We start from the raw sequence: 25,422 nt of genomic DNA, 5'->3' as shown, positions 1-25,422 counted from the left end.
CTCAGTTGGATTTGCCAACTCACTGCTAGACTCGTCACATGACCCCTCGGAGCTGTTCCATCGCCAACGCCCTGGAAGTCGTGGGCGAGCGCTGGTCGCTGCTCGCGTTGCGCGAGGTCTTCCTCGGTGTCGCCCGCTTCGACCAGATCGCCGCGAACACCGGCGCGTCCCGCGACGTGCTGACCGTGCGGCTGAAGAAGCTGGTCGCGGCCGGCGTGCTGGAGAAGCACCAGTACTCCGAGCACCCGCCGCGGTACGAGTACGTGCTCACGGAGTCCGGTCGTGCGTTGCACAACGTGATGCTGTTGCTCAAGGAGTGGGGCGACACGTACGTGACAGAGGGGCCCCTCCCGCTCGTGTGGGAGCACTCGTGCGGTGCCGTGCTGGAACCCCGTGTGGTGTGCACGGCGTGCGGCGAGGAGGCCACACCGGAGTCGCTGACCCGCGCGGAACCGGTGACCCACTAGGTTGGGCGGCATGAGTGAGGACGACGAGGACGAGTTCGCCGAGGACGACGACTTCGAGGACGAGGAAGACCCGGACGACCTCTTCGCCGTCACACCCGAACCGCGCACGGTGTGTCACCTGTGCGGGGGCGCGAGCTACATCGCGGCGCCGACGCTCGCGATCATCGGCGGCGCGCCCAGGACCGTGGACAACGGCCGGGAGTGCCCGCACTGCCACGGTGCGCGGACGTTCACCGGGCTCGTGCCGCCTCTCTAGGCCGAACGCGTACCGTAATTGCCCGTGGAAGTCCTGACCCGAGCCGAGTGGCACGAGCTGCGTGACGCGCACCTCGCGCGCATGCGCCGGTTCACCGGGCCGCACCAGGAGCGGAAGCTTCGCAAAGAGAAGCACCCGGTGATGGACTTCCTCTTCACCTATTACAGCCATCGGCCCGTGCGGCTCGAACGGTGGCATCCAGGGCCTGGCGTCGTCCTGGAGGACGCGGCGGAGTACCTGGAGTTCCCGCACTACAAGGCGACGTCCGACGGCGTCACGCTTGACGTCGCGAGCTTCGTCGAGCAGCGGGCCAAGACGTTGGAGTTCGTCCAAGCACTGCTCACGGCGACGCTGAGCCGTCCCGCCCGGCTGGGCTGCTTCGGGCTGCACGAGTGGGCCATGGTCTACCGGCAGCAGCCGGAGGAGGTCCGGCACAACGCGTGGCCGCTGCGGCTCGGCAGCGGCGGCACCGACGAGGTCGTCGAGGCGAGCCGGATCCAGTGCGGCCACTTCGACGCGTTCCGGTTCTTCACGTCACCCGCTCGGCCGCGCAACGCTCTGCAGCCCACCCGCGACGGACAGGTGGACAACGAGCAGCCGGGGTGCCTGCACGCGAACATGGACCTGTTCAAGTGGGCCTACAAGCTGGAGCCGGCGACCCCGTCGTCGCTGGTGGCCGACTGCTTCGAACTGGCCGCTGACGTGCGCGAACTCGACATGCAGGCCTCCCCGTACGACCTGGTCGAGCTCGGGTACGGACCCGTGCGGATCGAGACGCCGGAGGGGCGCGCGGAGTACGTGCGGAGGCAGGCGCAGTTCGCTGACCGGGCACAACCGTTGCGAGAACGGCTCGTCTTCGTGTGCCAGTCGATACTTGCAGTGACTTCACTCTGCTGACCGAGTTCACCTGTTAGCGTGATTGGCGGTCGTCGGGGGCCGCTGAGTAGTTGTGAGGGATCGATGTCTCGACACCGCACTCTGCGGGCGAAGGTGAAGCGCGGAATCGCCAAATGGCCCGTGCTCATCGTCGTGCTCGTGGTGCTGCTAGGCCTCAGCTGGCTCGCCCTGTCGTGGGCCGGCGACGTCCTCGACAAGCGCTCGCAGGCGCTGGCCCAGAACTGCAGCGAGGGCGACTCCGTGCTGCGGGTGGCAGTGACGCCCAGCGTCGCCGAGGCCGTCCGCGACGTCGCGCGGGCCTACAGCGCGACCCGGCCCGTCGTCTACGACCACTGCATCGCGATCGAGGTCACGTCCGCCGACTCCTCGGCCGTGCTCGAAGGCCTGACGACGTCCTGGGACGAGAACAAGCTCGGCAAGCGCCCGCACGCGTGGCTGCCCGACTCGACGCTGTGGGCGAACCGGCTGACGGCGTTGGACGCGAAGCTGGTGGGCGCGGCGCCGAAGTCCGTCGGCACGTCACCGGTGCTGCTCGCCGCCCCCGAGGCCGCCGCACCCGTGCTGAAGGACTTCCGCTGGTCGGACATGCCCCAGGTGACCGACTGGACCAAGTTCGGGCAGCCCTGGGGCCGGTTCAGCGTCGCCATGCCCGACCCGGCGGCGAACACGGCCTCCGCGCTCGCGATCCAGGCCGCGCTGGCGGGGGGCAAGGGCCCCGTGACGGCCGAGTCGCTCGGGTCGGACGCGGCGAAGTCCGCGCTGACGAAGCTCGCGGCCGCCGTGCCGCCGGAGGTGCCGCCGACGACGCGCGACGCGTTGGGGCGCCTGGGTGACAGCGCGACGGTGAACGCGGCGGGCTTCTCCGTGACGCCGGTGTCCGAAGTGGACCTGTTCAGGCACAACACGGGCAAGGACGCGCCGTCGAAGCCGTTGGCCGGCGTGCTGCCGGCCGGACCGGCGCCGGTGGCGGACTTCCCGTACGTCGCGCTCGGCGGGCCCGAGGTCGGCGAGGCGGAAGTGCGTGCGGCGCAGGCGTTCCGGGACTTCATGATCGAGCCGGAGCAGCAGAAGATCCTGGCGGCAGGCGGGTTGCGGGTGGAGTCCACTCAGGACCGTCCGTCGCCGTCGCCCGGCGTGGCCTGGTCGCAGGTCACCGAGAACCTGGTCGGCGCGGACGCGACGACCACGCAGCAGATCTCGTCGGCGTGGGCGTCGGCGGACCGCGGCGGGCAGGTCGTCACGGTGCTGGCGGACGTGTCGACGTCGATGAAACCCAGGCTGGACAAGGTGAAGGCGGCGTTGCGCGGCCAGGTCGACCGGGCGGTGTCCGGGTCGTTCGGGCTGTGGGAGTTCGCCCGCGACCTGGACGGCTCGAAGCCGCACAAGCAGCTCGTCGCGACCGGTCCCGTGGCCGACAAGCGCGACGCGTTGAAGCGGGCGATCGAAGGGCTGAAGACGTCCGAGGGTTCGCAGCTCTACAGCGCTTTGGCCGCCTGCTACGAGACAGCGCACGACGGGTTCGTGGCGGGACGCGTGAACCGGGTCGTGGTGATCACCGACGGCAGGTCCGACGGCGGCATCGACCTGGCGGCGTTGAAGGGCCAGCTGCACGGAACGGACCTGGCGATCAGCTTCATCGCGATCGGCGGCGACGTCGACAAGAACGCGCTGACCGACATCGCGCAGACGACCGGCGGCTCGGTTTCCGTGGTGGAGAACGAGAACGGCGTGGAGGCGGCGCTCGGCCAGGTCCTGTCGACCAAGGCCTGAGCGCCGCCCGCCTCAGGCGGCGTTGAAGCGGTCGGGATCGGGACCCGTGCGGGTGCCGCGGTCGAGCTCGCTGATCACCAGCATGTCGTCGGCGGCCAGCTCGAAGTCGAAGATGTCGAAGTTCTCCTTGATCCGGTACGGGGTGACGGACTTCGGGATCACGACGTTGCCGAGCTGCACGTGCCAGCGCAGCACGATCTGGGCGGCGGTCTTGCCGTACTTCTCGGCGAGGCCCGCGATGTCCGGTTCGCGCAGCAGCGTGCCCTGGCCGAGCGGTGACCACGCCTCGGTGACGATCTTGTGCGTGACGTGGACCTTGCGCATCTCTTCCTGTTGCAGCAACGGGTGCAGCTCGATCTGGTTCACCGCCGGGGTGGTCGGGAACTCGTCGAACAGGCGCTGCAGGTGCGCGGTGTGGAAGTTGGACACGCCGATCGCGCGCACCCGGCCGTCGGCGTAGAGGCGTTCCAACGCGCGCCACGTGTCGGCGTAGAGGTCGCGCTTCGGGGCGGGCCAGTGGATGAGGTAGAGGTCGAGGACGTCCCGGCGCAGCCGGCGCGTGCTCTCGTCGAACGCGCGCAGCGTCGCATCGTGGCCCTGGTCGGAGTTCCACAGCTTGGTCGTGATGAACAGGTCGGGGACGCCGGCGATGGCGTCGCCGACTCCGGACTCGTTGCCGTACGCCGCCGCGGTGTCGATGCTGCGGTAACCGGCCTCGATCGCCGTCGTGACCGCACCGGCCACCTGGTCCTCCGGCACCTGGTAGACGCCGAAGCCGAGTTGAGGGATCCGTACTCCGTTGTTCAACGAGATCAGCGGAACCATGCGGGTAGCTTCGCACCGTTGTAGACGTCGTGCATCGCCTTGATTGTCGCGACCAGTTCGCGCCGGAGTTCGTCCGGTGCCAGCACTTCCACGTCGGCGCCGAATTTGAGCAGGTCAGCGACGGCGTGCCGGAGCGATTCGGTCGGGAAGCCGAACTCCTCGCCGGGTCGCGGATCGGCGTCTCGAATGACGCGGGCCTGGTACCCGCTCAGCAGGTACTGCGTCTTGTCGAGGCCTGCTCGCGTCATCCGGACGGTGACGCGGTCGCCGTACATGCGGGCCTCGAACTGCTCGGACCACTCCGCCCAGAACCGCGCCAGGTCGAAGTCCTCCGGGCGGTCGAACGTGTCCGCGGTGACCTGCAGGGTGAGCACGCGGGAGACGCGGTAGGTGCGGCCGCTGCCGACGAAGTACCAGGTGCCCGCCTTGAGCACGAGCCCGTACGGGTCGACCTCGCGGTCGACGGCCTGGTTCCCCCACCGCAGGTAGGTCATCCGGACGCGGCGCTGCTCCCACACGGCGTCGGCGATGGTGGCGAGGTGCTCGGTGGGTTCGTCGCCGCGGAACCACGTCGGGGTGTCGAGGTGGAAGCGCCGGCGGATCTGCTCGGCCTTGGACCTCAGCTCGGTGGGCAGCGCGGCGAGGAGCTTGAGCTGGGCCGCGGCCGCGAACTCCTTGAGGCCCAGCGCCTCCGCCGGTCCCGGCAGGCCCGCGAGGAACAACGACTGCGCCTCGTCGGTGGTGAGGCCGGTCAGCCGGGTGCGGTAGCCGTCGACGAGCTGGTAGCCGCCCGCAGGGCCGCGGTCGGAGTAGATCGGGATGCCGGCGGCGTTCAGCGACTCGACGTCGCGGTAGATCGTGCGCGGCGAGACCTCCAGCTCCGCCGCGAGCTCGTCGGCCGTCATGCGGCCCCGCGCCTGCAGGAGCAGCAGCACCTGGATGAGCCTGCCGGATTTCATGGAATGAACCTGACACGATCTGTCAGGAATTACCAGCAGAGTGGTCCGCATGAAGGCAACAGGAACCATCGCGGTGAAGAGCTGGGACGAGAACACCTGGGACGGCCGGTCCTACAAGGACGTCGAGGGGCGCAAGCTCACCGAGGCGCACGTCGAGTTCACCTACGGCGGCGACATCAGCGGCGTCGGCAGCTGCCGCTACCTCATGTACTACGGCGAGGACGTCGCGTGGACGACGGCGCTGGAGGAGATCACGACCGGCGGCGGAACGCTGGTGCTGCGGCACGTCGGCGCCTACCGGTCCGCTGTGGAGGGTGCCACCGAGATCGTCGACGGCACCGGCGAGTTCCTCAACGCGAAAGGTGCGGTGACGGTGGACTGGGCGGAGGATGGCAGCGGCACCTACACCCTGGAGTACGAGGTCTGACCATGACCAACGCCCCCATCTACGACGCGGCCAAGCAGCGGATCACCACGCTGGTCACCGGCGCCGATCCGCAGACACCCGTGGCGGCGACGCCCGGCTGGTCCGTCAAGGACGTGGTGGCGCACCTCGCCGGCGGTCTGCGCGACTTCGCGGACCGCCGGTTCGACGGCGTCGAGTCGGGCGAGTGGGGCGAACGGCAGGTGCGCGACCGCCGCGACAACTCCCTGGACGACGCGTTCGCCGAGTGGGACGTGAACCTGCGGCTGGCCGCGCCCCTGTTCGACACGCCTCTCGGTCCGATCCTGGTGTCCGAGGTGATCGCGCACGAGCACGACCTGCGCGCGGCGCTGGGCGTTCCCGGAGACCGGTCCGGGGTCGAGGTGCGGGCGGCGCTGGTGAAGCCGTTGCAGCAGCTCGACCAGCGGATGCGGGAGAACGGCGTGCCGGCGTTGCGGATCACCCTGGAGCACGGCGACCGGGTGCTCGGCCACGGCGAACCGGCAGGGACGGTGCGGACGACGTCGTTCGAGCTGATGCGGGCGATCGGCGGGCGCCGGTCCGCGGACCAGATCAAGGCACTGGACTGGGACGGCGATCCGGACGTGTGGATCTCGTCGCTGGCCCTGTTCGGACGGCACCGCCCGGAGCCGTTCACCGAGTAGCTTCGGCCGTCGTGAGCGACTGGCTGACGGACACGCGCGACTCCTACGACACGGTGGCGGCGAGCTACGCCGACCAGACCCGCGGGCTGCTCGACGGCCTGCCGCACCTGCGAGCGGCGTTGCGGCTGTTCGCGGAGGAGGTGAGCGGGCCGGTCGCCGACGTCGGCTGCGGCCCCGGCGACATCACGGCACGGTTGGCCGCGCTGGGCGTGGACGCGTCCGGGATCGACCTCTCCCCCGCGATGGTCGAGCTGGCCAGGTCCGCGCATCCGGGGCTGCGGTTCGAGGTGGGCTCGATGACCGACCCGCTGCCCGGCGGGCTCGGCGGCGTCCTCTGCTGGTGGTCGCTGATCCACGTGCCGGACGAGCTGGTGCCGGTGGTGTTCGGGCACTTCCGGGAGGCGGTGGTGCCGGGCGGGCTGGTGCAGGTCGGTTTCCACGTCGGCGACCGCACGAACCTCAAGACGTCGGGCTACGGCGGGCATCCGATGCGGGTGAACGTCCACCTGCGACCGCCGGAGCGGGTCGCGGGGTGGCTGCGGGAGGCGGGGTTCGTGGTCGAGGCCCGGTGGCTGCTGGGCGAGGACGGCGCGGTGCTGTTCGCGCGGGGGTGAGACGATCTGCGGCGTGTCAGAAGAGCAGACGTGCCAGCGTTGCGGTGAGACGGTCGAACTGGACCGCGAGGACTTCGAGCTGTTCGAGCGGATGCACCCCGACTGCTTCCACTTCGCGTTCGAGCACGACCTGGACAAGCCGGGGCTGAGCGTGGACGAGAACTGCGGCGACGAGGCCTGCCCCGTCGGCGTGAGCTAACGCCAGCGGCCGTACCCGACGCCCGCGAACATCAGCAGGAAGCCGAAGACGCTCACCAGCGCGGCCACGAACATCGCCTCGCCGACCCAGCCGGCACCGGTCGCGAACCAGGCGATCCCCCATCCCACGCAGCTGACCCACGCGAGGGCGTTGCCCAGCAGGACCCAGCCGCCCCAGACCGCACCGAACATCAGCACCAGTCCGGCGATCAGCGCGAACACCGCCCAGCCGCTCATCCGCAGCACCACCCCTCACCGGGATCATGCCGTGCGACGACGAAGGGGCGCGCCTTTTCGGGCGCGCCCCCTTTCACCGTTCGGATCAGCTGCTGTACGCGTCGAGCGGCGGGCAGGAGCAGACCAGGTTGCGGTCGCCCTTCGCGCCGTCGATGCGGCGGACCGGCGGCCAGATCTTCGGGGCCGCGGTGCCGGCCGGGTAGACGGCCACCTCACGGCTGTACGGGTGGTTCCACTCGCCGACGGTCACGCACGCGGCGGTGTGCGGGGCGTTGCGCAGCGGGTTGTCCTCGACGGACCACTCGCCCGCGCCGACCTTGTCGATCTCGCCCTTGATGGCGATCATCGCGTCGATGAACCTGTCGATCTCGGCCAGGTCCTCGGACTCGGTGGGCTCGACCATCAGGGTGCCGGCGACCGGGAACGACATGGTCGGGGCGTGCAGGCCGTAGTCGGCGAGGCGCTTGGCCACGTCGTCGACGGTGACGCCGGTGGCCTTGGTGATCGGGCGCAGGTCGAGGATGCACTCGTGGGCCACGAAGCCGCCCTCGCCGGTGTAGAGGACCGGGTAGTGCTCGTCCAGCCTCCGGGCGACGTAGTTCGCGGCGGCCACGGCCGTCAGGGTCGCGCGGCGCAGGCCGTCGCCGCCCATCATGCGCACGTAGGCCCACGAGATCGGCAGGATCGACGCGGAACCCCACGGGGCCGCGGAGATCGGGCCGACGCCGGTGGCCGGGCCCGCGGTGGGCTGCAGCGGGTGGTTCGGCAGGAACGGCGCGAGGTGGGACTTCACACCGATCGGGCCGACGCCGGGGCCGCCGCCGCCGTGCGGGATGCAGAACGTCTTGTGCAGGTTCAGGTGCGAGACGTCCGAGCCGAACTTGCCGTAGCGGGCCAGGCCGATCAGCGCGTTGAGGTTCGCGCCGTCGACGTACACCTGGCCGCCCGCGTCGTGGACCAGGCCGCAGACCTCGCGGACGGTGTCCTCGTACACACCGTGGGTCGACGGGTAGGTGATCATGATCGCGGCGAGGTCGGAAGCGTGCTCCTCGACCGTGGCGCGCAGGTGGCCCATGTCGATGTTGCCCTTGTCGTCGCACTTCACGACGACGACGCGCATGCCGGCCATGACGGCGGACGCGGCGTTGGTGCCGTGCGCGGACGACGGGATCAGGCAGACGTCCCGGTCGGCGTTGCCGTTGGCGCGGTGGTAGGCGCGGATCGCGAGCAGGCCCGCGAACTCGCCCTGCGAGCCGGCGTTGGGCTGCAACGACACCGCGTCGTAGCCGGTGACCTCGGCGAGCCAGGCCTCCAGGTCGGACACGATCTTCAGCATGCCGCGGGCGTCCTCGACGGGCGCGAACGGGTGCAGGCCGGAGAACTCCGGCCAGGTGACCGGCTCCATCTCCGCGGTGGCGTTCAGCTTCATCGTGCAGGAGCCGAGCGGGATCATGCTGCGGTCGAGCGCGACGTCCTTGTCGGACAACGCCCGCAGGTAGCGCAGCAGCGCGGTCTCCGAGCGGTGCGCGTGGAAGACCGGGTGGGTCAGGTAGTCGGACGTGCGGCGCAGGTCGGCCGGGATGCCGTCGGCGGTGTCGGCGTCGATCGCGTCCACATCGGCCTTCGTGACACCGAAGGCGTTCCACACGGCGATGATGTGCGCGCGCGTCGTCTTCTCGTCGCACGCGATGGCGACGACGTCCTCGTCGACCAGACGCAGGTTGATGCCGGCCTCACGGGCCTTCGCGACGACAGCGGCGGCACGGCCTTCGACGCGGACCTCGACGGTGTCGAAGAACTCGCCGTGCACGACGTCCAGACCGGCCTCGCACAGGCCCGTGGCGAGCACGGTGGCCATGCGGTGCACGCGGGTCGCGATGCCGCGCAGGCCCTCGGGACCGTGGTAGACGGCGTACATGGAGGCGATCACGGCCAGCAGCACCTGCGCGGTGCAGATGTTGGACGTGGCCTTCTCGCGGCGGATGTGCTGCTCGCGGGTCTGCAACGCGAGGCGGTAGGCCAGCGAGCCGTCCGAGTCGACGGAGACGCCGACGAGACGGCCGGGCAGCTGACGCTCCAGACCGGACCGGACGGCCATGTAGCCGGCGTGCGGGCCGCCGAAGCCGATCGGCACGCCGAAGCGCTGGGTGGTGCCGACGACGACGTCCGCGCCGATCTCGCCCGGCGCGCGCAGCAGCGTCAGCGCGAGCAGGTCGGCGACGACGACGGCCTGGGCGCCCGCGGCGTGGATCTCCTCGATCAACGCCTTCTGGTCGCGCACCACACCGGACGCGCCGGGGTACGACAGCAGCACGCCGTAGAAGTCACCGCCGAGGCCGAGGCCCTCGATGCCCTGCGACAGGTCGGCGACGACGATCTCGATGCCGAGCGGCTCGGCGCGCGTCTCGATCACGGCGAGCGTCTGCGGCAGCGTGTCGGCGTCGATGACGAACTTGTTCGACTTGGACTTGCCCGCGCGGCGCACCAGCGTCATCGCCTCGGCGGCGGCGGTCGACTCGTCCAGCATGGACGCGTTCGCGACCGGCAGGCCCGTCAGGTCGCCGACCATGGTCTGGAAGTTCAGCAGCGCCTCGAGACGGCCCTGCGAGATCTCCGGCTGGTACGGCGTGTAGGCCGTGTACCAGGCCGGGCTTTCCAGCACGTTGCGCAGGATCACGCCCGGCGTCACGGTGTCGTAGTAGCCGAGGCCGATCATCTGCGTCATCGGCCGGTTCTGCGACGCGAGCTCGCGCAGCTCGGCGAGCGCCTCGGTCTCGGTGGCCGGGACGGGCAGGTCCAGCACGAGGTCGCGTTCGTGGATGGACGACGGAACCGCGTGCTGCGCCAGTTCCTCCAGCGATCCGACGCCGATGACGTCGAGGATGCGCGCGAGCTCGGCGGGCCGGGGACCGACGTGGCGGTCGGCGAACGGGGTGCCGTGCTCGAGAGCGGCGAGCGGAATGCGGTCCTGCGTCATCAAACGCCTCCGGGTGGCTTGAGGGCACACGTGTCCTGTGCCCTCCCCGCTCTGTCCGTACCCCGAGGGGCGCCTGAGAGGTTCACCCATCACTGATGGGCTTTCACCGTCGGCGGGAATCCCTTGCGGGAGTCCACTTTCCAGAGGCGTCTCGCTCTGGCGGTCCTGGATGCCTGAGAGGTTCCCGGGGAGGGACTTGCTCCTTCGGCGCCGGGCTCGGGGCCCGGGCTCTCCCGCCTGAGTTCAGCGACTACCCGAGAAGAATACCCGCAGGCAGCCCGGGTAGTCGCTAGGGACGCGACCTACGTCTCAGCACGAAGACCGGCGAGCACTCCGGCCACCGGGTCGGCGGGGTCGTCGCGCACCGCCACGAGCAGGTGCCGGGTGCCCACGATCTGGTCACCGCTGCGGGCCGCGACGAGCTTCGCGCGTTCCATCGCCCGTTCGACGGCGCCTCCGGCGGGCAGGGACGTGCTGTCCACGCCGGCTGCGCGCAGGGCCGCCGCCCCACCCGACTCGAACTCGGGCTTGAGCCTGCGCCCCGCGACCGTCAACTGGTGGTCGAGCGTGAGCACGGCCTCCACCAGGTCGCGAGACGACACGTCCCGGCGCCCGGCGACGGCGAGGCGGTCGGCCTCGTTGCGCACGGCGGTCAGCACCGGACCACCGAGTCCCTGGCCGCGCGACACGAGCTTGGTCAGCCAGCGCACGTACCCGCCGCCGGACTCCCCCTCCAGCGCTCCGGCCTTGCGCAGCAACCAGACGGCAGGTGCCTCCTCGACCTCGGCGTACTTCCGCGTGGTGTCGGCCCGCACGGCTGCGGCGGTCTCCTCCACGTCCACACCGTGCAGGAACATCAGGTCGGCGACCCTCCCGGAGTCGAGCGACAGCAGCGCCAGCGCGAGGTGTGTCGTCGTCAGCACGCCGTCGCCCGCCTGCGCCACGGCGGCCCGCAGGCAGGTCTCCAGCGCCTGGCTCACGGGCAGGACGGTGTCGACGCGGGCGTGGTGGTGGGCGGCGCTCATCAGCGCCGTGACGTCCGGGTGGGACTCGGCGACGACACCCCCGTCGTCACCGGCCCAGTGGTCGGTGCCCCTGGCCATCGCCTGTGCCGTCAGCGAGGTCGTGCCGAGCTTGCGGCCGGGGCCGATGGTGTCGACCAGGGAGATCAGCAGGTTCTCGGTGCCGACGAAGCCGAACTCCAGCCGGAAGGCGCGCTGCACGGCCGCGGCCAGGACCTTGACCACCTGCGCTGAAGGGGTGTGCGTCATGCCGGAAACGCTAGGGACGAAGGGGGTCGCGGCGCTGCTGCCGACCGGCCACTCGGGACGGCCAGTCGGCCACGTTCACCGGGCCGGTCAGCCGGTGGCGCGCTCGCGACGGCGGCGGGTCAGCTCGTCCTCGGTCATCGGCGCGATCTCGACGCCGTCCGCACGTTCGGCCGGGAACTCGTGGATCGTGCCGGAGATCTCGCGCATCGCACCGCTCACCGCGATGCCGAACACGCCCTGACCGCCCTGCAGCAGATCGACGACCTCCTCCGGCGAGGTGCACTCGTAGACGGTGGTGCCGTCGGAGAAGAGCGTGATCTTCGCCAGGTCCTGCACGCCGCGGCGGCGCAGGTGGTCGACCGCGACCCTGATGTTCTGCAACGAGACCCCGGTGTCCAGCAGCCGCTTCACGACCTTGAGCACCAGGATGTCCTTGAACGAGTACAGCCGCTGGCTGCCCGACCCGTGCGCCATCCGCACCGTCGGCGCGACCAGCCCGGTCCGTGCCCAGTAGTCGAGCTGCCGGTACGTGATGCCCGCGATCTGGCACGCCGCGGGCCCTCGGTAACCGACGAGCTCGTCCGGCAGCGAGGAGTCCGGGAACAGTTCACCCTGCAGCCCGGATTCGGCCCTCAAGGGCGCTTCCTCGACCACGCCTGCCTCCCCTCGGAACGGCCACGAAACTCATGACCGTCAAGCCGCCTCGTCCACTCACGTGAACCGGCGACGTCCACTCGAGTTCGACGGTAAGACCGGTCCGAGGGCAGGTCAACGCGACGCGCGGGGAGTTGCAACCCTCAACCTCAGGTAGAGAGTCACACCGTCACCCGAACTAGGCGTTTCAGGTGACGTTTAGTGATCGTTTAGCGAGAAAAACGACCTAAAGTAGTCCGATCGAGCGACGTCCAAACGAACGTTCGAAAGCCCTAACGAGACAGAGTGCGACGCCCCGAAACTCACTCACAGGCGCCACAGGCGTCGCACGGAACTCTGCCTCGCGACGGCGCCCACGTGTCCGCGCCGCAGCAGTGCCTACGTGTCCGCTCCGCGGAAGTCCTCCGGGGAGACCGAGTCGAGGAACTCGCGGAACTTCTCGACCTCGTCCTCCTGCTCGTCCGGGATGATCAACCCGGCCTCGGCGAGCACGGCCTCGTCGGCGTGGATGGGCACGCCCACCCGCAGCGCCAGCGCCACCGAGTCGGACGGCCGCGCGGACACCCGCACGTCGCCGTCGAACACGAGCTCGGCGAAGAACGTGCCCTCCTGCAGGTCGGTGATCCTGACCTGTTCGAGGTTGCGGCCCAACGCTCCGATGACGTCCTTGAGCAGGTCGTGGGTCAGCGGGCGGGCAGGACGGACGCCCTGCTGCTCGAGCGCGATCGCCGTGGCCTCGACGGACCCGATCCAGATCGGCAGGTACCGCTCGCCCTCGGTTTCCCGCAGCAGGAGGATCGGCTGGTTCTGGGGCAGCTCCACCCGGACGCCCACGACGCGCATCTCACTCATCGGGTCTCGCCTCCCTCTGACTCGTTGGGGAGTACCCGGTTCGTCTCCGAGCATCCCCCGGCGTATGCGTTCGACGCTACCCGCCAAGCGGGCCGTGTGCTCAATCGTTGCGGGCAGAACGTGATCAAGATGATTGCCGCAGACCCGCTCTCACCAACAACGTGTGCAACGAGGTGAAGAGGTCAGCCAATTCCCGAACCGTCTCAGGATCTGAGAAAGAGTTGAGCAGAACCACCTCGTGGTCCGCCGCAGCGCGGACCGCGCGCAGGTGTTCGCGCTCGACGCCGAGCCCGGTCATCGTCCGGATCGTGCGGAGCGCGGTGATGTCGTCGGTGGTGAACCGGCCACCGGGGCCGGGGCGCAGCAGACCGTCGCGTTCCAGCTGGGACAGCTGTTCCGCGGTGAAACCGGTCTGGGCCAGCAGTTCTATCCGCGTCACGGCGGTCGTGCCGTCGGGGACGGCGTCGAGCTGCTCGCGGATCACCTTGAGCGGTAAGTACCTGTCCCGTTGTGCGGACAGCACGAACCGCAACCTCTCGACGTCCGCCACGCTGAACTGGCGGTAGCCGGAGGCGGTGCGTGCCGGGCGGACCAGCCCCTCCGCTTCCAGGAAGCGGATCTTGGAGATGGTGACGTCGGGGAACTCGGGACGGAGCTGCGCGAGCACAGCCCCGATGCTCGAGCCCCCGCGTTGTGGCCGCCCGGCCGTCACGCGTCAGGCTCCCGCGGAGCCGGGACCCGTCAGGAAGACGAGACGGAACTTGCCGATCTGCACCTCGTCACCGTTCGCGAGAACGGCCTGGTCGACCGGCTCCCGGTTGACGTAGGTGCCGTTGAGGCTGCCGACGTCGATGACGACGAACTCGCCGCTCTCCCGGCGGAACTCGGCGTGCCGGCGCGAGACCGTCACGTCGTCCAGGAAGATGTCGCTGTCGGGGTGGCGCCCGGCGCTCGTCGTGTCTCGGTCCAGCAGGAACCGGGATCCGGCGTTCGGACCGCGCTTGACCACGAGCAGCGCGGAACCGGCGGGAAGGGCGTCAACACCGGCAACGGCCGGCTCCTGTGCGGGCGCCTCGGCGCCGCCTTCCATCTCCTGGAGGAAGTCCGCCCGGAAGACGGAGGTCCGCTCCGGGGACTGCTCCGGCGGAACGCCTGGGCCGTCGTTCGTGCTCACCTGAGCTCTCCTCCTGCTGCTGGATCCGTCACTTCCGGTAAAACCTATCGCGTTGGGGTCACCGCCTTCAGCGCGGCTCCCCTTCCGGCCGAAGATCCGGCGAAAGATCGACGTCACTCCTTCTCCACCAACGCCTTGTACCCGTCCGCGTCCAGCAGTCCTTCGAGCGCGTCGGCGTCGTTGAGCCGGATCTCGACCATCCAGCCTTCGCCGTACGGGTCGGTGTTGACGGCGTCGGGCGACTGGACCAACGCGTCGTTGATCGCGACGACCTCGCCGTCGAGCGGTGAGTAGAGGTCAGACACGCTCTTGGTCGACTCGACCTCACCGAACGTGTCACCCGCCGAGACGGTGTGACCGACCTCGGGCAGCTGGACGAAGACGACGTCACCGAGCTGTTCCTGGGCGTAGTCGGTGATGCCGACGCGCACGGTGTTCTCGCCTGTGCTGGCGATCCACTCGTGCTCCTCGGTGTAGCGAAGCTCCTCGGGAATCAACTGACTGCGCTCCTCGTGCTGAACCTGTATGGGGTGATCTTTTCACGCGACCGTGCGAGGTGTGACCCGCAGGGCCAGGAAGAACTGGTAGACGTACAGCAGCGCCGACCACAGGTAGAGCGCTCCGCCCCAGGCCGTGAACGCGTAGGCGATCGGCTGCGCGGCCTGCGCCCAGCCGGAGTCGCCCTGCGCGAGCAGCAGCAGGGGGAACGCGTACAGCAGGTTGAAGGTCGCGGCCTTGCCCAGGTAGGTGACCTCGAACGGGCCCCAGCCGCGTTGCCGCAGCACGAGCAGGCAGAGGCCGACCACGATCTCCCTGCCCACGAGCACGAGGGCGACCCAGAGCGGCACGATGTCCCTGATGACGAACGCCAGCAGCGTGCAGAACACGTAGAGGCGGTCCGCGGCGGGGTCCAGCAGCGCGCCCAGCCTGCTCATCTGGTTGAGCCAGCGCGCGAGCTTGCCGTCCAGCCAGTCGGACAGCCCCGCGAAGACGAGGACGAGCAGCGCCCAGCCGTCCGCGCGGGGTCCGAGCAACAGGTACAGGAAGAGCGGAACACCGGCCAGCCGCAACACGCTGAGCAGGTTCGGAATCGTCAGCAGGCGATCAGCCGGATCACGCACACCCGCACTCTAAACGAGTGACTGCGCAAGGGCTGCCGGATGGCGTCACGGCACGCGGTGCGACTGGTTGCGGGGGTGCGGTCGTTCTGCGTTCTCGCGGGTGCTTCTCAGGCCGTGCGGGTGAACGTCCAGCCTCGGCGCTGCATCTCGGCACCGGTGATGGCGTGCGGGCGGCCCCGGTCGTCCCGGCCGACCCAGCGGGCGCGGAAACCCTCGAGCACGTAGGCGTGACCCCGGCTCCACACCACGCTGCACGGCGTGGTGGGCAGGCTTGAGTCGGACTCCTCGTCCTGCTTCGGGTGGGTCTCCATGGCGGTTCTCATCTCTGTCCCTCCGTGACACCAGGGATGTCGCGTACCGGGGCTCCGGCGTTATCCCTGGAAACGAATTCTGTCGGACTGTGGTTCAGAACACGTGTGTGTTTTGGGCCCTAAGCGTTGGGTGGGTCGTTCGGCGCGCCGAGCTGTTCGGGCCCGAAGCGGAACGGATCTTCTGGTCCTTGCCTGCGCAACCGTTCGTCGTTCGCCGATGACCGCACGGCTCGTGCTCGTCTTCTGCCCGGCCTAACCTCGACCCGTGGATTCCCAGGTGAAGTTCGGAGAAGAGCTGCTCAGCCGCTTGATGACCCACCTGAGCTCCCAAGTGGACGGTTGTCGCGGGGTGGGTCTGAGCGTCTGGCCGGGTGTGCGCCGGCTGCGGTCGGTCGGCGTCGCGGCCGAGCTCGACCAGGCCCAGCTGGACGCCGGCGCGGGGCCGCTCGTCGAGGCCTCCCGCGACGAGCGGCAGGTCTCGGGCGAGACCGGTGGTCTGCAGGTGGTGGCGGTGCCGGGCAGCTGGGGCGACAGCGGGCCGGTGGTGCTGACGGTCTACCTGGACCACCGGCCCCGGCCCGCCGACCTGCAGGCGATCGAGGAGATGGAACCGCTCGTCGCGACGGCCGCGTCGGTGGTCGAGTTCTGCGCGGGCGAGGTGCTGCGCGCGGACCAGATGGTGCGGATGCTCCAGCACCGCCGGTACATCGAGCAGGCGAAAGGGCTCGTGATGGGCGCACGGCCGTGCGCGCCCGGCGAGGCGTTCGAGCTGCTCGTGCGGACGAGCCAGCACGCCAACGTGAAGCTCCGCGATCTGGCGACGGCGCTGGTCCTGGTGGTCGGCGGGACGCTGGAGGACAGCGCCGAGGAGGTCGCCGACCCGCCAGAGGACGCGTTCGGGGTCGCGCGGAAACTGTGGGAGGCTCTCCGCGTTTGAACCAACCGTTGTCCGGGTATGGAGCACTCGACCTGTCCTGTAAAGCGGCGACTTCCCGTACGGTGGTGGCCGCAGCGGTTGAGCCAGCAGCCGCGTCGGGGCCGCTGCGTGGCGGCTCCCTGTCCGTGAAAGGGAGTACTTCGGTGACTGTGCAGGACCCACGTGCGGAGCAGATCGAGCTGAAGGTGCGGCAGCCGGCGCCCGGAGTCACCGTCCTCGCCGTGTCCGGTGAGGTCGACATGGTGTCGGCGCCCGTGTTGCGGGAATCCTTGGTCAACGGTCTCGGTGACGGCGGCGTGTTCGTCGTCGACATGACCGGCGTGACGTTCCTCGGCTCCGCCGGTCTCGCCGTTCTCGTCGAGGCCGCGAAGCTCGCCCAGCAGCAGAGCGCGACCCTGAAGGTCGTGGCGACCGCGCGGAGCGTGACGCGTCCGCTGGAGGCCACCGGACTGGGTGAGGTCTTCAGCCTGCACTCGTCGGTGGACGAGGCTCTGGGCTGATCCTCAGGCGGTTGCCTGCCTGACGCAGCGCCTCCGCGACGTCCTGGAGGGCGAGGTCCACCCCGCCGTGCTCCTGACCGACGCCGCTGAGGTCCACGGTGAGCGGCACGGTTCCGCCCCGCGCCGCCGTGGTGAGCGTGCGGCGCAACGACGGGGCGGCTGCCACCGGGACGTCGCCGCAGATCACCGCCACCACGCCCGAGGAGGACTCGTGGACTCGCACCTCGCACTCGGGTGCGATCGCGGCCGGCGGGTTCGGTCCCGTCGCCGGGGCGAGCCGCAGGCGCACGGTCGTGCCGCTCGCCCTGCGGTCGATCCGGACCTCGTCCACGCTCTCCCGCATGAGCAGCAGTCCCCGGCCGCGCATCGTGAGCGCGGGAGGCGGTGTCCGCCACTGGCCGCGGTCGCTGACGTCCACGCTGGTGGAGCCGTCGGGTTCCACGCGGGCCCGCACCTCGACGACACCCGGCGAGGTGGAGTAGGCGTGCTCGACGGAGTTGTTGATCGCCTCGCTGGCCGCGAGGACGAGGTCGCTCGCCTCGTCGTCGGTCAGTCCGCTGTCCTTCAGCCAGTCGCGCAGGCGGTGCCTCACGGGGCCCACCTCACGCGCGTCCGCCGGGAAGCGGAGAGCGAGGAAGTCCTGATGCACCAGCACGACGCTCCTCCCGGATGATCCTCTTCTGCTTCCAGCAGTGGATTTCCCTGAGCGGGGCGCGACTACACGTACGACTGCACGTGTAAGACGAGATCGATTCGGGTACGGCAGGACATGCCGGCCTTCAGCAGAACGGACTACGAGGTGGCTGTGACTCAACTGTCAGGCGTCGAGCTTCGGATGGCCGCGGACCCCACGCAGCTGTCCATCGTGCGTGCGGTCGCGGCGGACATCGCCATGCGGCAGGACTTCGACCTCGACTCGATCGAGGACCTGAAGCTCGCCGTGGACGAGACGTGCTCGACGTTGATCACGCTGGCGGCCCACGACGCGGTGCTCAGCTGTCACTTCGCGGTGGACGACAGGGGCGCCGTCCACGTCTCGGCGAAGGTGTCCGCGAAGTCCGGCTCCGGGCCGGACGAGGGCAGCTTCGGGTGGCGCGTGCTCACCGCGCTCGTCGACTCCGTGCAGACGAGGGTCGAGGAGAACGAAGGGTTCGTGGTGCACATCGGCCTGGTGAAGTCCACGGCAGGGGCGGTGGATGCGTGACCGAGGCGAACGAGACGACCACCACGACCGAAGAGGCGGCCGCGGAGGAGTCCAAGCAGGAGGAGACCAAGTCCTCCCGCTCGGGTGACTACGACCACCTGGCCCCGTTGTTCGCCGAGCTCGCGGCCACCAAGGCGGGCGCGGCGCGCGAGACGTTGCGGGACCGGCTCGTCACCGAGCACCTGCCCGTCGCGCAGCACATCGCGCGGCGCTTCGGGCACCGCGGCGAGCCGCACGAGGACCTCGTGCAGGTGGCGACCGTCGGCCTGATCAACGCCGTCGACCGGTTCGACCCCGAGCGCGGCAGCGACTTCCTGTCGTTCGCGGTGCCGACGATCATGGGCGAGGTGCGGAAGTACTTCCGCGACTCCAGCTGGTCCGTGCGGATGCCGAGGCGGCTCAAGGAGCTGCACCTCGCGATCAACGCGGGCACCTCACGGCTGTCGCAATCGCTCGGCCGCGCACCGACACCGTCGGAGCTGGCCGAGCACCTGGGACTGTCGCGTGAGGAGATCCACGAAGGACTCGCGGCCGGAAACGCTTACCAGAGCGCGTCTTTGGACGACATGCTGATGAGCGAGGACTCGTCGATCTCACTGGGGTCCACCATCGGTGAGGAAGACCCCGAGATCGCGATGATCGAGCAGCGCGAGGCGTTGCACCCGCTGCTGGAGAAGCTGCCGGAGCGCGAGCGCAAGATCGTGATCATGCGCTTCTTCGGCAACATGACCCAGACGCAGATCGCGCAGAAGGTCGGCATCTCCCAGATGCACGTCTCGCGATTGCTCGCGAAGACGTTGCGTCAGCTGCGGGACGTGCTGGAGGAGTGAACGCGGACACGGCGCCGGGACGCTGCCACGATCTGGCGCCGTTCGTCCTCCCCCATGCCGCCCCACACGCCGTACGGCTCCTGGGCCTCCAGCGCGTGGGCGCGGCACTGCGCGAGCACCGGGCAGTGGCCGCAGATCGCCTTGGCCCTGTCCTCCCTGGCCGCCCTGGCGTAGCCCCGTTCGTTGTCGGGGTGGAAGAAGATCGCGCTGTTCTCGCCCCGGCAGAGGCCGTCCATCTGCCAGTCCCAGACGTCGGTGACCGGCTTGGGCAGACGGGTGGTGCAGGTCATCGCGACTCCCTGGCGACTAGGGGGAAAGAGTTGCGATCTCTGCGTACCTCTGGGTGGGTGACGATAAACCTGTTCCAGCCTTTCGGGTGGCGTCGTTCACGTGCACGTCATCGAGGCGGTGGCCGGGTTTGGGTGCAAAGACTTCGACGGGCGCGGCCCGGTGGTCGCCGCTTCGCGGCGAAGAGGTCGGGACCGGGTCGAGCGGGCACGTCACCGATACCGCTTGCGCGGCGGTGAGTGGGAAGAACGCCTCGCCTCCCCTGCCGGACGACTCAGCAGGGCCCGCAGCGTTCCGCGGACCCCGGACCGGGCCTGGGCTCAGAGCCTTTCGGGGGCGCCGATGCCGAGCAGCGACAGGCCCAGCGTCAGCACCCGCGACGTGAGCGTGAGCAGGTGCAGGCGCGAGTCCTGGAGCTCCTGCGACTCGGCGGTCGCCACCGGGCAGTTGTTGTAGAACGTCGAGAACGCCGTGGCGGTCTCGAACAGGTAGCCGGTGAGCTTGTGCGGGGCCAGCTCGTCGATCGCGGCCTGGATGGCCGCGGGCAGCTGGAGCAGCTTCAGCGCCAGGTCGCGTTCGGCCTGCTCCTGCAGGACCAGGGGTGCGTCCTGCGGGGCCTCGCGGCCCACCTTGCGGCCGATGGAGAGGATGCGGGCGTTGGCGTACTGGATGTACACCGACGTGTCGCCGGTGGTGGCGAGCATCTTCTCCCAGGTGAAGACGTAGTCCTTCTCGCGGTCGTTGGAGAGGTCCGCGTACTTCACGGCGCCGAGGCCGATGGTGCGGGCGAGCGCGTCCTTCTCCTCACCCTCCACTTCGGACGTCTCCGGCATGACCTTGTAGGAGTTCTCGACGGCCTCGGTGAGGAGGTCGATGAGTTTGATCGTGCCGCCGGCGCGGGTGCGGATGGTCTTGCCGTCGCTGCCGAGGATCGTGCCGAAGCCGGTGTGGACGGCGGTGTGCGCGTCGTCCAGCCAGCCCGCCTGCTTCGAGGTGGCGAAGATCATCTGGAAGTGCTGGGCCTGCGGGGTGCCGACGACGTAGATCAGCTCGTCGACCTTGCGGTCGCGCACCCAGTAGCGGACGGTCGCGAAGTCCGTGGTGGCGTAGCCGTAGCCGCCGTCGCTCTTGCGGACGATGAGCGGGAGGCGGTCGCCCTCGCGGTTGGTGAAACCGGGCGGGAAGACGCAGAGGGCGCCGTCGCTGGTCTCGATGAGGCCCTTGGACTGGAGCTCGGTGATCGTGTCGGCGAGGTACGGGTTGTAGAAGCTCTCGCCGTAGTTGTCGTCGGCGGACAGGCCGATCTCGAGCAGGTGGTAGACCTCGTTGAAGTGGCGCTGGGACTCGCCGACGAGCTCGTGCCACAGCTTGAGCGTGGCCTCGTCGCCGCCCTGCAGCAGCACGACCCGGCGGCGCGCGCGGTCGGCGAAGCCCGGTTCGTTGTCGAACTTCTGCCTGGCCTGCTGGTAGAACGCGTTGAGGTCGCTGATCTCGTGGTCGGCGCCGTGGCCCTCGTCGGTCAGGTGCTCGATGAGCATGCCGAACGGGGTGCCCCAGTCACCGAGGTGGTTGTGCGGGATGACCTCGTGGCCCGCGAACGTGAGCAGCCGGCAGAACGCGTCGCCGATGATCGTCGAGCGCAGGTGGCCGACGTGCATCTCCTTGGCCACGTTGGGGCTGCTGTAGTCGATCGCGATGCGGCGCGGCTCGCCGGTCCGCGGCACGCCGAGCCGGTCGTCGGCCAGGAGTCCTGCGGCCTCGGTCTCCAGCCACGAGCGCTTGAGCTTCAGGTTGATGAAGCCCGGTCCGGCGATCTCCGGCGGCTCGATCGCGTCGGCCGCGTCGAGGTGCTCGACGATCAGCGTCGCGACCTCGCGCGGGTTGCGGCCCACCTTCTTGGCGAGGCTCATCGCGACGTTGCACTGGTAGTCGGCACCGTCTCGGTTGGACGGTCGGATCAGCGCTTCCTCGGCGGTGATGTCCACGTCCAGGGCGACGCGCAGCGCCTGCGCGACCCGCTGGCCCAGTTCCAGCCCGACATCCCCACGCAGCACTGAACCCACCTCTCACCACGGCTTGTTCACCTCAGTATTTCACCCGTGGCAAAACGCTTCTTCACCACCGCCCGAGCAGCAGCGCTCCCCCGCCCACCAGCGAGGCGAGGCTCACCAGGCCGAAGAACGTCACCCAGCCCAGCGCGGGCACCCCGGTGAGCCAGGCGAGCTGGTCGGCGTCGGACCTCGGGGCCTGCCGGCGCCACCGCTTGACCTGGAGCTCCCACACCGGCCGCACGCCGCCCAGCAACAGGAACCAGGCGAAGACGTACGCGGCCGCGTCCCTGACCTCCAGCGAGGCGTAGAAGGAGACGTAGAAGAAGACGCCGCCGGTGATGATGATCGACAGCACGCCGAAGACGTTGCGGATCATGATGAGCATGGCGGCGAGGAACCCGATGCTGATCCAGAGCATCAGCTGGATCTGCTCGGTGGTGATGAGCACGGCGGCGCCGAAGCCGAGCAGCGACGGGGCGACGTAGCCGGCCAGCGCGGTGAGCACCATGCCGGGGCCGCGGGGCTTGCCGCGCGAGACGGTGAGGCCGGACGTGTCGGAGTGCAGCTTGATGCCGCTGAGGCGCCGTCCGGTCAGCACGGCCAGCAGGGCGTGGCCGCCCTCGTGGGCGATGGTGATGACGTTGCGGGTGACCCGCCAGATCCCGTGCAGCGCGACGGCCAGGAACGCGGCGGCCGCCGTTCCCCACGTGATGAGCACCTCGTGGGTCAGCAAGTCCTCAGGCATCGCGACATCGAAACAGACGCGCCGTGAGAGCCGCATGTGGGCTCTCACGGCGCGTCCGCACCGGACAGGGGCTTCAGTGCTTGATCTTGTCCTTGCTCACGCGTTCGGTCTTGGGGTCGACGACCGCCTGCTCCTGCGTGACCGGCTCCCGGTGGTGCGTGGGAAGCGGTTCGGTGATGGCGTTGCCGGACCGGGTGCTGACGGCCGGGTCCACCTGCTCGACGCGCGGGGTGTCGTCGCGCTCGTCGCGGAACGCCTCCGAACGCGGCTCCGGCACGACCGGGACCTCGTCCTCGACCAGCTTGCGGCGCGCGGGCATGACCGCGAGCAGCAGGCCGAACAGGGCGAGACCGAGGTGCAGCCAGTTGTCGTTCGCGTTGACGGCCAGCGGGTTGCCGTACTCCTGCGCCGGGTTGCGGGCGAGGATCCCCGTGATCATCAGGTCCCACACGAAGAGCGCGCCGAAGCCCGCGAACAGCAGCCAGCCGTACAGGCGGGCCGTGCCCGAGCCGAGCGCGGTGAGCAGGCCGAGCACGCCGACGGCCACCATCACCAGGTTGTGCAACGGGTTCACGGAGAACCCGAGCACGAACGACTGGGCGGCCCAGTCGCCGACTCCTGTGCGGGTGAAACCCACGACGCCGAACACGATGAACGCGATGCCGGCCAGTCCGGCCAGCACCTGCACCGGCTGCAGACCGGCGACCTTGATGCGGTGGGTCATGTCGCCCTCCAGGCTCCGTTTCTACTCGCCCGGCGGACTACCCCTGCTTCACAAGGACCAAACGCGTCAGCCGCTGGCCTTGCGCCCGATGCTCGCGTACGCGCCCGGCACGACGGCCGGCGCTTCGATCTGCAGACCTTCCATCAATTGCTCAACGGGCTGCGGGTGCGACACGACGAGGAACCCGCCCGCGGGCAATGCGTGCCGATAGCGTCTGACCACGCGTCCAGGGCTCGTCGTGTCGTCGACGTACCTGAGGACGTCGACCATCAACACGGCGTACGGCTCGCGCAGGTCCAGATGCGACAGCACGCCCGGATGCCGGAGCACTTGGTCGGGACGACGCAGATCGGCCTCGATCGCGCACGCCCGCGGTTCGCCGCGCAGCAGTCCACGGGAGAACGCGACCGTCACCGGGTCGGAGTCCACGTAGACCACACGCGCGTCGGGCAGCGTCTGGTGCGTGGCACCGCACGTCGGGATGCCCGAACCGAGGTCGAGGAACTGGCGCACGCCGGACGCCCAGCAGTGGCGGACGGCGTGACGGAGGAACGTGCGCTGCGCCCGGGTCACGAGCGGCAGCTCCGGATCGATCCGCACGGCCTGCTTGGCGAACGCGCGGTCGGCGGCGTAGTTGTGCGCGCCACCGAGATAGAAGTCATGGATCCGTGCGGCGTTCGGCCGACGTACGTCGACCTCGTAGCGTGCGAAGGCGGGGACCGCAGCCATTCGCAGAGCGTAACTGGCGCCTAGACCATTCGGGCGAAGTTTTCGAAGATTCTTTGGGTCCGTCTGACATGGACCACTGTGCGGGAGGGCCCGGCCCACCCCACGAAGACCGGGCCACGTAGCGCGTACGGGGATCGAACCCGTGTTTCCGGATTGAGAGTCCAGCGTCCTGACCACTAGACGAACACGCCAGACACGAGCATTGATGCACAAATGCTCGTAAGAAATAGTAGAAAGTGAACTTGCTGGTCAGAGCTTGGAGGGCGCTCCGGCCCATTCATCTGCTCGAATCATGGAACAATGATGACGTGCGGCGCGCGGAGTGCGCAAAGCAATTAATCGAGCCACGTGAGCGCGAGCCACAGCCTGGTGCGCGCGTCGGCCGTTCCAAGATCACGATCGAGGAGCCGCTCGGCGTGAGAAATTCGGTGCCGAACGCTGTTGCGGTGCACCTTCAGCACGGCCGCGGCCCCCTCCCAGCTGCCGTGCTGCCCGAGCCAGGCCCTCAGGGTGTCGATCAGGTCGGGCCGGTTCAGCAGGGGCGCGAGCTCGCGGCGGGCGAACGCTTTCGCGGCCGCGGGATCGACGAGGGAGGCCAGGTCGGAGGCCGGGAGGGCGGGCTCGCCGGTCGCCTGAGCGCGGCTCAGGAGAGCGCTTGCCTCGGCAGCGGCGGCGTCGAGGTCCGTGCGGTGGAGACCTGGCAGCGGGGCGACTCCTACCGGGCCGGCGATCTCCACCCCGGCGGCGACCAGCGCGAGGAACCCGTCGCCTTCCTCGGCCACCAGTGGGCCGTAGCGCTGCGCCAGCACGTCGTAGTCCGCCCGCGACTCCCCCGCCACCACTCGATAGGGGCCAGGTCCCGTCACCCCCTCAAGTCCGGAGACCTCCTGCCGCAGCAACGCCGACGCCGCGAGCCGGGCGAGCCGGCCGCGTTCGCTCTCCACGTCCCGGCGCAGCAGGCCGAGCAGCGCGAGCGCCACCGCGACCACGGCCCGTTCGGCGGCCGACAGGGGCGTGGCGCGGCGCACCACGAGCACCGCGGACCCCACCGGGTCGAGCGTCACGTGGTCCTCGCCCACCTGGGCCGAGGCCGACCGAGGGCCCCGGCCCGACGACACCCGGCGCACCAGGGAGGCGACGTCGGCGGGGGCCGCGGCGTCGTCCACCAGGTCGGCGCGGCAGTCCAGGACGGCGGCGAGGGTCGAGAGGACCGCCTCCACCGGGCGGACTCGGGTGGCGGCCCTGGTGAGGGCGCGCTGGCTGTCGGCGAGCATGCGCTGCTCGCGCACGGCGATCTCCGCCAGCAGGGCGGCGAAGGCCTGCGAGACCGCGAGGAACGGGGTCGTCGGCGGCACCTCCAGCAGCGGCATGCCCTGGGCGGCGCAGGCGTGCACCAGCGACGACGGGACCTCCGGGAACTCCGGTTCGACGCCGAAGCCGATCGCGGAGGCGCCCGACGACACGAGACCCGCCACGTAGGCGGGCACGTCCGACGGCAGGCGCACGCCGGCGGTGAGGAGGAGCTCCTCGCCGACCAGGTACGGGGTCGGGTCCTCCAGTTCGGACACGTGCGCCCAGCGGATCGGGCGGTCCAGGGCGTCGGCTCCACACAGGACGGTCAGGCCCAGTTCGGCTCGCGTCACCAAGGCTCGCAGCGGGACGGTTTGCACAACCACAAGTCCAGGATTGTGCAGAACGACCTCTTACCGGCGCCACCCCGGATTCCTACTGTGACCTGCAAC

31 protein-coding genes, 1 tRNA gene and 1 riboswitch are annotated in these 25,422 nt (G+C 69.7%); of the genes, 12 read left to right on the top strand and 20 right to left on the bottom strand.

All coding sequences use genetic code 11. The features are described from left to right. Positions 1–38: 38 nt before the first annotated feature. The 4 genes from ACQEU1_RS38105 (at position 39) to ACQEU1_RS38090 (ending at position 3,390) form a co-directional block, all read left to right on the top strand. Positions 39–467: a winged helix-turn-helix transcriptional regulator gene (locus tag ACQEU1_RS38105; protein WP_433213251.1), complete on the top strand. Its 429-nt coding sequence runs from the start codon at positions 39–41 to the stop codon at positions 465–467. Positions 468–477: 10 nt separating this feature from the next. Next, positions 478–723, top strand: a complete 246-nt coding sequence (locus ACQEU1_RS38100; protein ID WP_285644657.1) for a hypothetical protein — start codon at positions 478–480, stop codon at positions 721–723. Positions 724–804: 81 nt separating this feature from the next. Continuing rightward, complete coding sequence (locus ACQEU1_RS38095; protein ID WP_433216985.1) at positions 805–1,620, top strand: 3-methyladenine DNA glycosylase; 816 nt, start codon at positions 805–807, stop codon at positions 1,618–1,620. 63 nt (positions 1,621–1,683) lie between these two features. After that, positions 1,684–3,390 carry a substrate-binding domain-containing protein gene (locus tag ACQEU1_RS38090; RefSeq protein ID WP_433213248.1) on the top strand — a complete coding sequence of 569 codons (1,707 nt, stop codon included), beginning with the start codon at positions 1,684–1,686 and terminating at the stop codon, positions 3,388–3,390. 12 nt (positions 3,391–3,402) lie between these two features. Here ACQEU1_RS38090 and ACQEU1_RS38085 read toward each other — a convergent pair whose 3' ends face one another. Next, positions 3,403–4,215: an aldo/keto reductase gene (locus tag ACQEU1_RS38085; protein ID WP_433213245.1), complete on the bottom strand. Its 813-nt coding sequence runs from the start codon at positions 4,213–4,215 to the stop codon at positions 3,403–3,405. Beyond that, positions 4,203–5,174 carry a helix-turn-helix transcriptional regulator gene (locus ACQEU1_RS38080; RefSeq protein WP_433213242.1) on the bottom strand — a complete coding sequence of 324 codons (972 nt, stop codon included), beginning with the start codon at positions 5,172–5,174 and terminating at the stop codon, positions 4,203–4,205. Before ACQEU1_RS38080 ends, ACQEU1_RS38085 begins: the two co-directional genes overlap by 13 nt. A 49-nt stretch (positions 5,175–5,223) precedes the next feature. Between ACQEU1_RS38080 and ACQEU1_RS38075 the strand changes: the two genes are divergently transcribed. The 4 genes from ACQEU1_RS38075 to ACQEU1_RS38060 are packed head-to-tail and all read left to right on the top strand — an operon-like array spanning position 5,224 to position 7,076. After that, positions 5,224–5,601, top strand: a complete 378-nt coding sequence (locus tag ACQEU1_RS38075; RefSeq protein WP_433213239.1) for a DUF3224 domain-containing protein — start codon at positions 5,224–5,226, stop codon at positions 5,599–5,601. 2 nt (positions 5,602–5,603) lie between these two features. Next, positions 5,604–6,263 (top strand): maleylpyruvate isomerase family mycothiol-dependent enzyme, encoded by a 660-nt coding sequence (locus ACQEU1_RS38070; RefSeq protein ID WP_433213236.1) that lies wholly within the window; start codon positions 5,604–5,606, stop codon positions 6,261–6,263. Positions 6,264–6,274: 11 nt separating this feature from the next. Then, positions 6,275–6,877, top strand: coding sequence for a class I SAM-dependent methyltransferase (locus tag ACQEU1_RS38065; protein ID WP_433213233.1), 603 nt, complete (start codon positions 6,275–6,277; stop codon positions 6,875–6,877). A gap of 13 nt (positions 6,878–6,890) precedes the next feature. Next, complete coding sequence (locus tag ACQEU1_RS38060) at positions 6,891–7,076, top strand: hypothetical protein (RefSeq protein WP_433213230.1); 186 nt, start codon at positions 6,891–6,893, stop codon at positions 7,074–7,076. On the opposite strand, the gene ACQEU1_RS38055 is transcribed toward ACQEU1_RS38060, so the two are convergent. From ACQEU1_RS38055 to ACQEU1_RS38010, 10 genes are all read right to left on the bottom strand, one after another. Further along, a complete protein-coding gene (locus ACQEU1_RS38055; protein ID WP_433213227.1) occupies positions 7,073–7,312 on the bottom strand; it encodes a hypothetical protein in 240 nt (79 codons plus the stop codon). The genes ACQEU1_RS38060 and ACQEU1_RS38055 overlap by 4 nt on opposite strands. A gap of 85 nt (positions 7,313–7,397) precedes the next feature. Then, positions 7,398–10,289 carry an aminomethyl-transferring glycine dehydrogenase gene (gene gcvP, locus ACQEU1_RS38050; RefSeq protein ID WP_433213224.1) on the bottom strand — a complete coding sequence of 964 codons (2,892 nt, stop codon included), beginning with the start codon at positions 10,287–10,289 and terminating at the stop codon, positions 7,398–7,400. A 150-nt stretch (positions 10,290–10,439) separates the two neighbouring features. Further along, a riboswitch (glycine riboswitch) is annotated at positions 10,440–10,535 on the bottom strand. A 56-nt stretch (positions 10,536–10,591) separates the two neighbouring features. Continuing rightward, positions 10,592–11,560 carry a Clp protease N-terminal domain-containing protein gene (locus tag ACQEU1_RS38045; protein WP_433213221.1) on the bottom strand — a complete coding sequence of 323 codons (969 nt, stop codon included), beginning with the start codon at positions 11,558–11,560 and terminating at the stop codon, positions 10,592–10,594. 87 nt (positions 11,561–11,647) lie between these two features. Then, positions 11,648–12,214 (bottom strand): MerR family transcriptional regulator, encoded by a 567-nt coding sequence (locus ACQEU1_RS38040; RefSeq protein WP_089913860.1) that lies wholly within the window; start codon positions 12,212–12,214, stop codon positions 11,648–11,650. A gap of 378 nt (positions 12,215–12,592) precedes the next feature. Continuing rightward, positions 12,593–13,066 (bottom strand): bifunctional nuclease family protein, encoded by a 474-nt coding sequence (locus tag ACQEU1_RS38035; protein WP_285644641.1) that lies wholly within the window; start codon positions 13,064–13,066, stop codon positions 12,593–12,595. Positions 13,067–13,190: 124 nt separating this feature from the next. After that, entirely contained in the window at positions 13,191–13,733 is a 543-nt protein-coding gene (ftsR, locus tag ACQEU1_RS38030; RefSeq protein WP_433213216.1) for a transcriptional regulator FtsR, read from the bottom strand. A gap of 48 nt (positions 13,734–13,781) precedes the next feature. Next, positions 13,782–14,240 carry a glycogen accumulation regulator GarA gene (gene garA, locus ACQEU1_RS38025; RefSeq protein ID WP_030476302.1) on the bottom strand — a complete coding sequence of 153 codons (459 nt, stop codon included), beginning with the start codon at positions 14,238–14,240 and terminating at the stop codon, positions 13,782–13,784. A gap of 113 nt (positions 14,241–14,353) precedes the next feature. Continuing rightward, the gene (gene gcvH / locus ACQEU1_RS38020) at positions 14,354–14,737 is read right to left on the bottom strand and encodes a glycine cleavage system protein GcvH (protein WP_433213212.1); all 384 of its coding nucleotides are present in this window, start codon (positions 14,735–14,737) and stop codon (positions 14,354–14,356) included. A gap of 42 nt (positions 14,738–14,779) precedes the next feature. Beyond that, a complete protein-coding gene (locus tag ACQEU1_RS38015; RefSeq protein WP_433213209.1) occupies positions 14,780–15,361 on the bottom strand; it encodes a CDP-alcohol phosphatidyltransferase family protein in 582 nt (193 codons plus the stop codon). A gap of 107 nt (positions 15,362–15,468) precedes the next feature. Continuing rightward, positions 15,469–15,684: a hypothetical protein gene (locus ACQEU1_RS38010; protein WP_382440520.1), complete on the bottom strand. Its 216-nt coding sequence runs from the start codon at positions 15,682–15,684 to the stop codon at positions 15,469–15,471. Positions 15,685–15,937: 253 nt separating this feature from the next. On the opposite strand from ACQEU1_RS38010, the gene ACQEU1_RS38005 reads away from it, so the two are divergent. Continuing rightward, positions 15,938–16,609 carry an ANTAR domain-containing protein gene (locus tag ACQEU1_RS38005; protein WP_433213205.1) on the top strand — a complete coding sequence of 224 codons (672 nt, stop codon included), beginning with the start codon at positions 15,938–15,940 and terminating at the stop codon, positions 16,607–16,609. 143 nt (positions 16,610–16,752) lie between these two features. Next, positions 16,753–17,109 carry an STAS domain-containing protein gene (locus tag ACQEU1_RS38000; RefSeq protein WP_433213202.1) on the top strand — a complete coding sequence of 119 codons (357 nt, stop codon included), beginning with the start codon at positions 16,753–16,755 and terminating at the stop codon, positions 17,107–17,109. Here the strand turns inward: ACQEU1_RS38000 and ACQEU1_RS37995 are convergent. Continuing rightward, positions 17,072–17,764, bottom strand: coding sequence for an ATP-binding protein (locus tag ACQEU1_RS37995; protein WP_433213199.1), 693 nt, complete (start codon positions 17,762–17,764; stop codon positions 17,072–17,074). The two genes, ACQEU1_RS38000 and ACQEU1_RS37995, sit on opposite strands and share 38 nt — an antisense overlap. A 150-nt stretch (positions 17,765–17,914) precedes the next feature. Between ACQEU1_RS37995 and ACQEU1_RS37990 the strand changes: the two genes are divergently transcribed. Next, positions 17,915–18,313 carry an ATP-binding protein gene (locus tag ACQEU1_RS37990; protein ID WP_433213196.1) on the top strand — a complete coding sequence of 133 codons (399 nt, stop codon included), beginning with the start codon at positions 17,915–17,917 and terminating at the stop codon, positions 18,311–18,313. Positions 18,314–18,411: 98 nt separating this feature from the next. Next, positions 18,412–19,143: a SigB/SigF/SigG family RNA polymerase sigma factor gene (locus ACQEU1_RS37985; protein WP_433216982.1), complete on the top strand. Its 732-nt coding sequence runs from the start codon at positions 18,412–18,414 to the stop codon at positions 19,141–19,143. Here ACQEU1_RS37985 and ACQEU1_RS37980 read toward each other — a convergent pair. From ACQEU1_RS37980 to ACQEU1_RS37950, 7 genes are all read right to left on the bottom strand, one after another. After that, entirely contained in the window at positions 19,116–19,433 is a 318-nt protein-coding gene (locus tag ACQEU1_RS37980) for a WhiB family transcriptional regulator (protein ID WP_433213193.1), read from the bottom strand. The two genes, ACQEU1_RS37985 and ACQEU1_RS37980, sit on opposite strands and share 28 nt — an antisense overlap. Before the next feature lie 318 nt (positions 19,434–19,751). Beyond that, positions 19,752–21,485 (bottom strand): arginine--tRNA ligase, encoded by a 1,734-nt coding sequence (gene argS, locus ACQEU1_RS37975; protein WP_433213190.1) that lies wholly within the window; start codon positions 21,483–21,485, stop codon positions 19,752–19,754. A gap of 61 nt (positions 21,486–21,546) precedes the next feature. Next, positions 21,547–22,227 (bottom strand): M50 family metallopeptidase, encoded by a 681-nt coding sequence (locus ACQEU1_RS37970; protein WP_433213187.1) that lies wholly within the window; start codon positions 22,225–22,227, stop codon positions 21,547–21,549. A gap of 73 nt (positions 22,228–22,300) precedes the next feature. Further along, positions 22,301–22,951 (bottom strand): DUF4383 domain-containing protein, encoded by a 651-nt coding sequence (locus ACQEU1_RS37965; protein ID WP_433213184.1) that lies wholly within the window; start codon positions 22,949–22,951, stop codon positions 22,301–22,303. 66 nt (positions 22,952–23,017) lie between these two features. Then, positions 23,018–23,680 carry an SAM-dependent methyltransferase gene (locus ACQEU1_RS37960; protein WP_433213181.1) on the bottom strand — a complete coding sequence of 221 codons (663 nt, stop codon included), beginning with the start codon at positions 23,678–23,680 and terminating at the stop codon, positions 23,018–23,020. 119 nt (positions 23,681–23,799) lie between these two features. Further along, positions 23,800–23,871 (bottom strand) — tRNA-Glu (locus ACQEU1_RS37955). Positions 23,872–24,015: 144 nt separating this feature from the next. Next, positions 24,016–25,323 carry a PucR family transcriptional regulator gene (locus ACQEU1_RS37950; RefSeq protein ID WP_433213178.1) on the bottom strand — a complete coding sequence of 436 codons (1,308 nt, stop codon included), beginning with the start codon at positions 25,321–25,323 and terminating at the stop codon, positions 24,016–24,018. Positions 25,324–25,422: the final 99 nt, after the last annotated feature.

This window comes from Lentzea sp. CA-135723 (genome assembly GCF_050936595.1).
In the GTDB taxonomy this organism is placed as follows: domain Bacteria; phylum Actinomycetota; class Actinomycetes; order Mycobacteriales; family Pseudonocardiaceae; genus Lentzea.
Note: the sequence above shows the minus strand (reverse complement) of the source record. Positions and strands in the feature narration are given on the sequence as shown.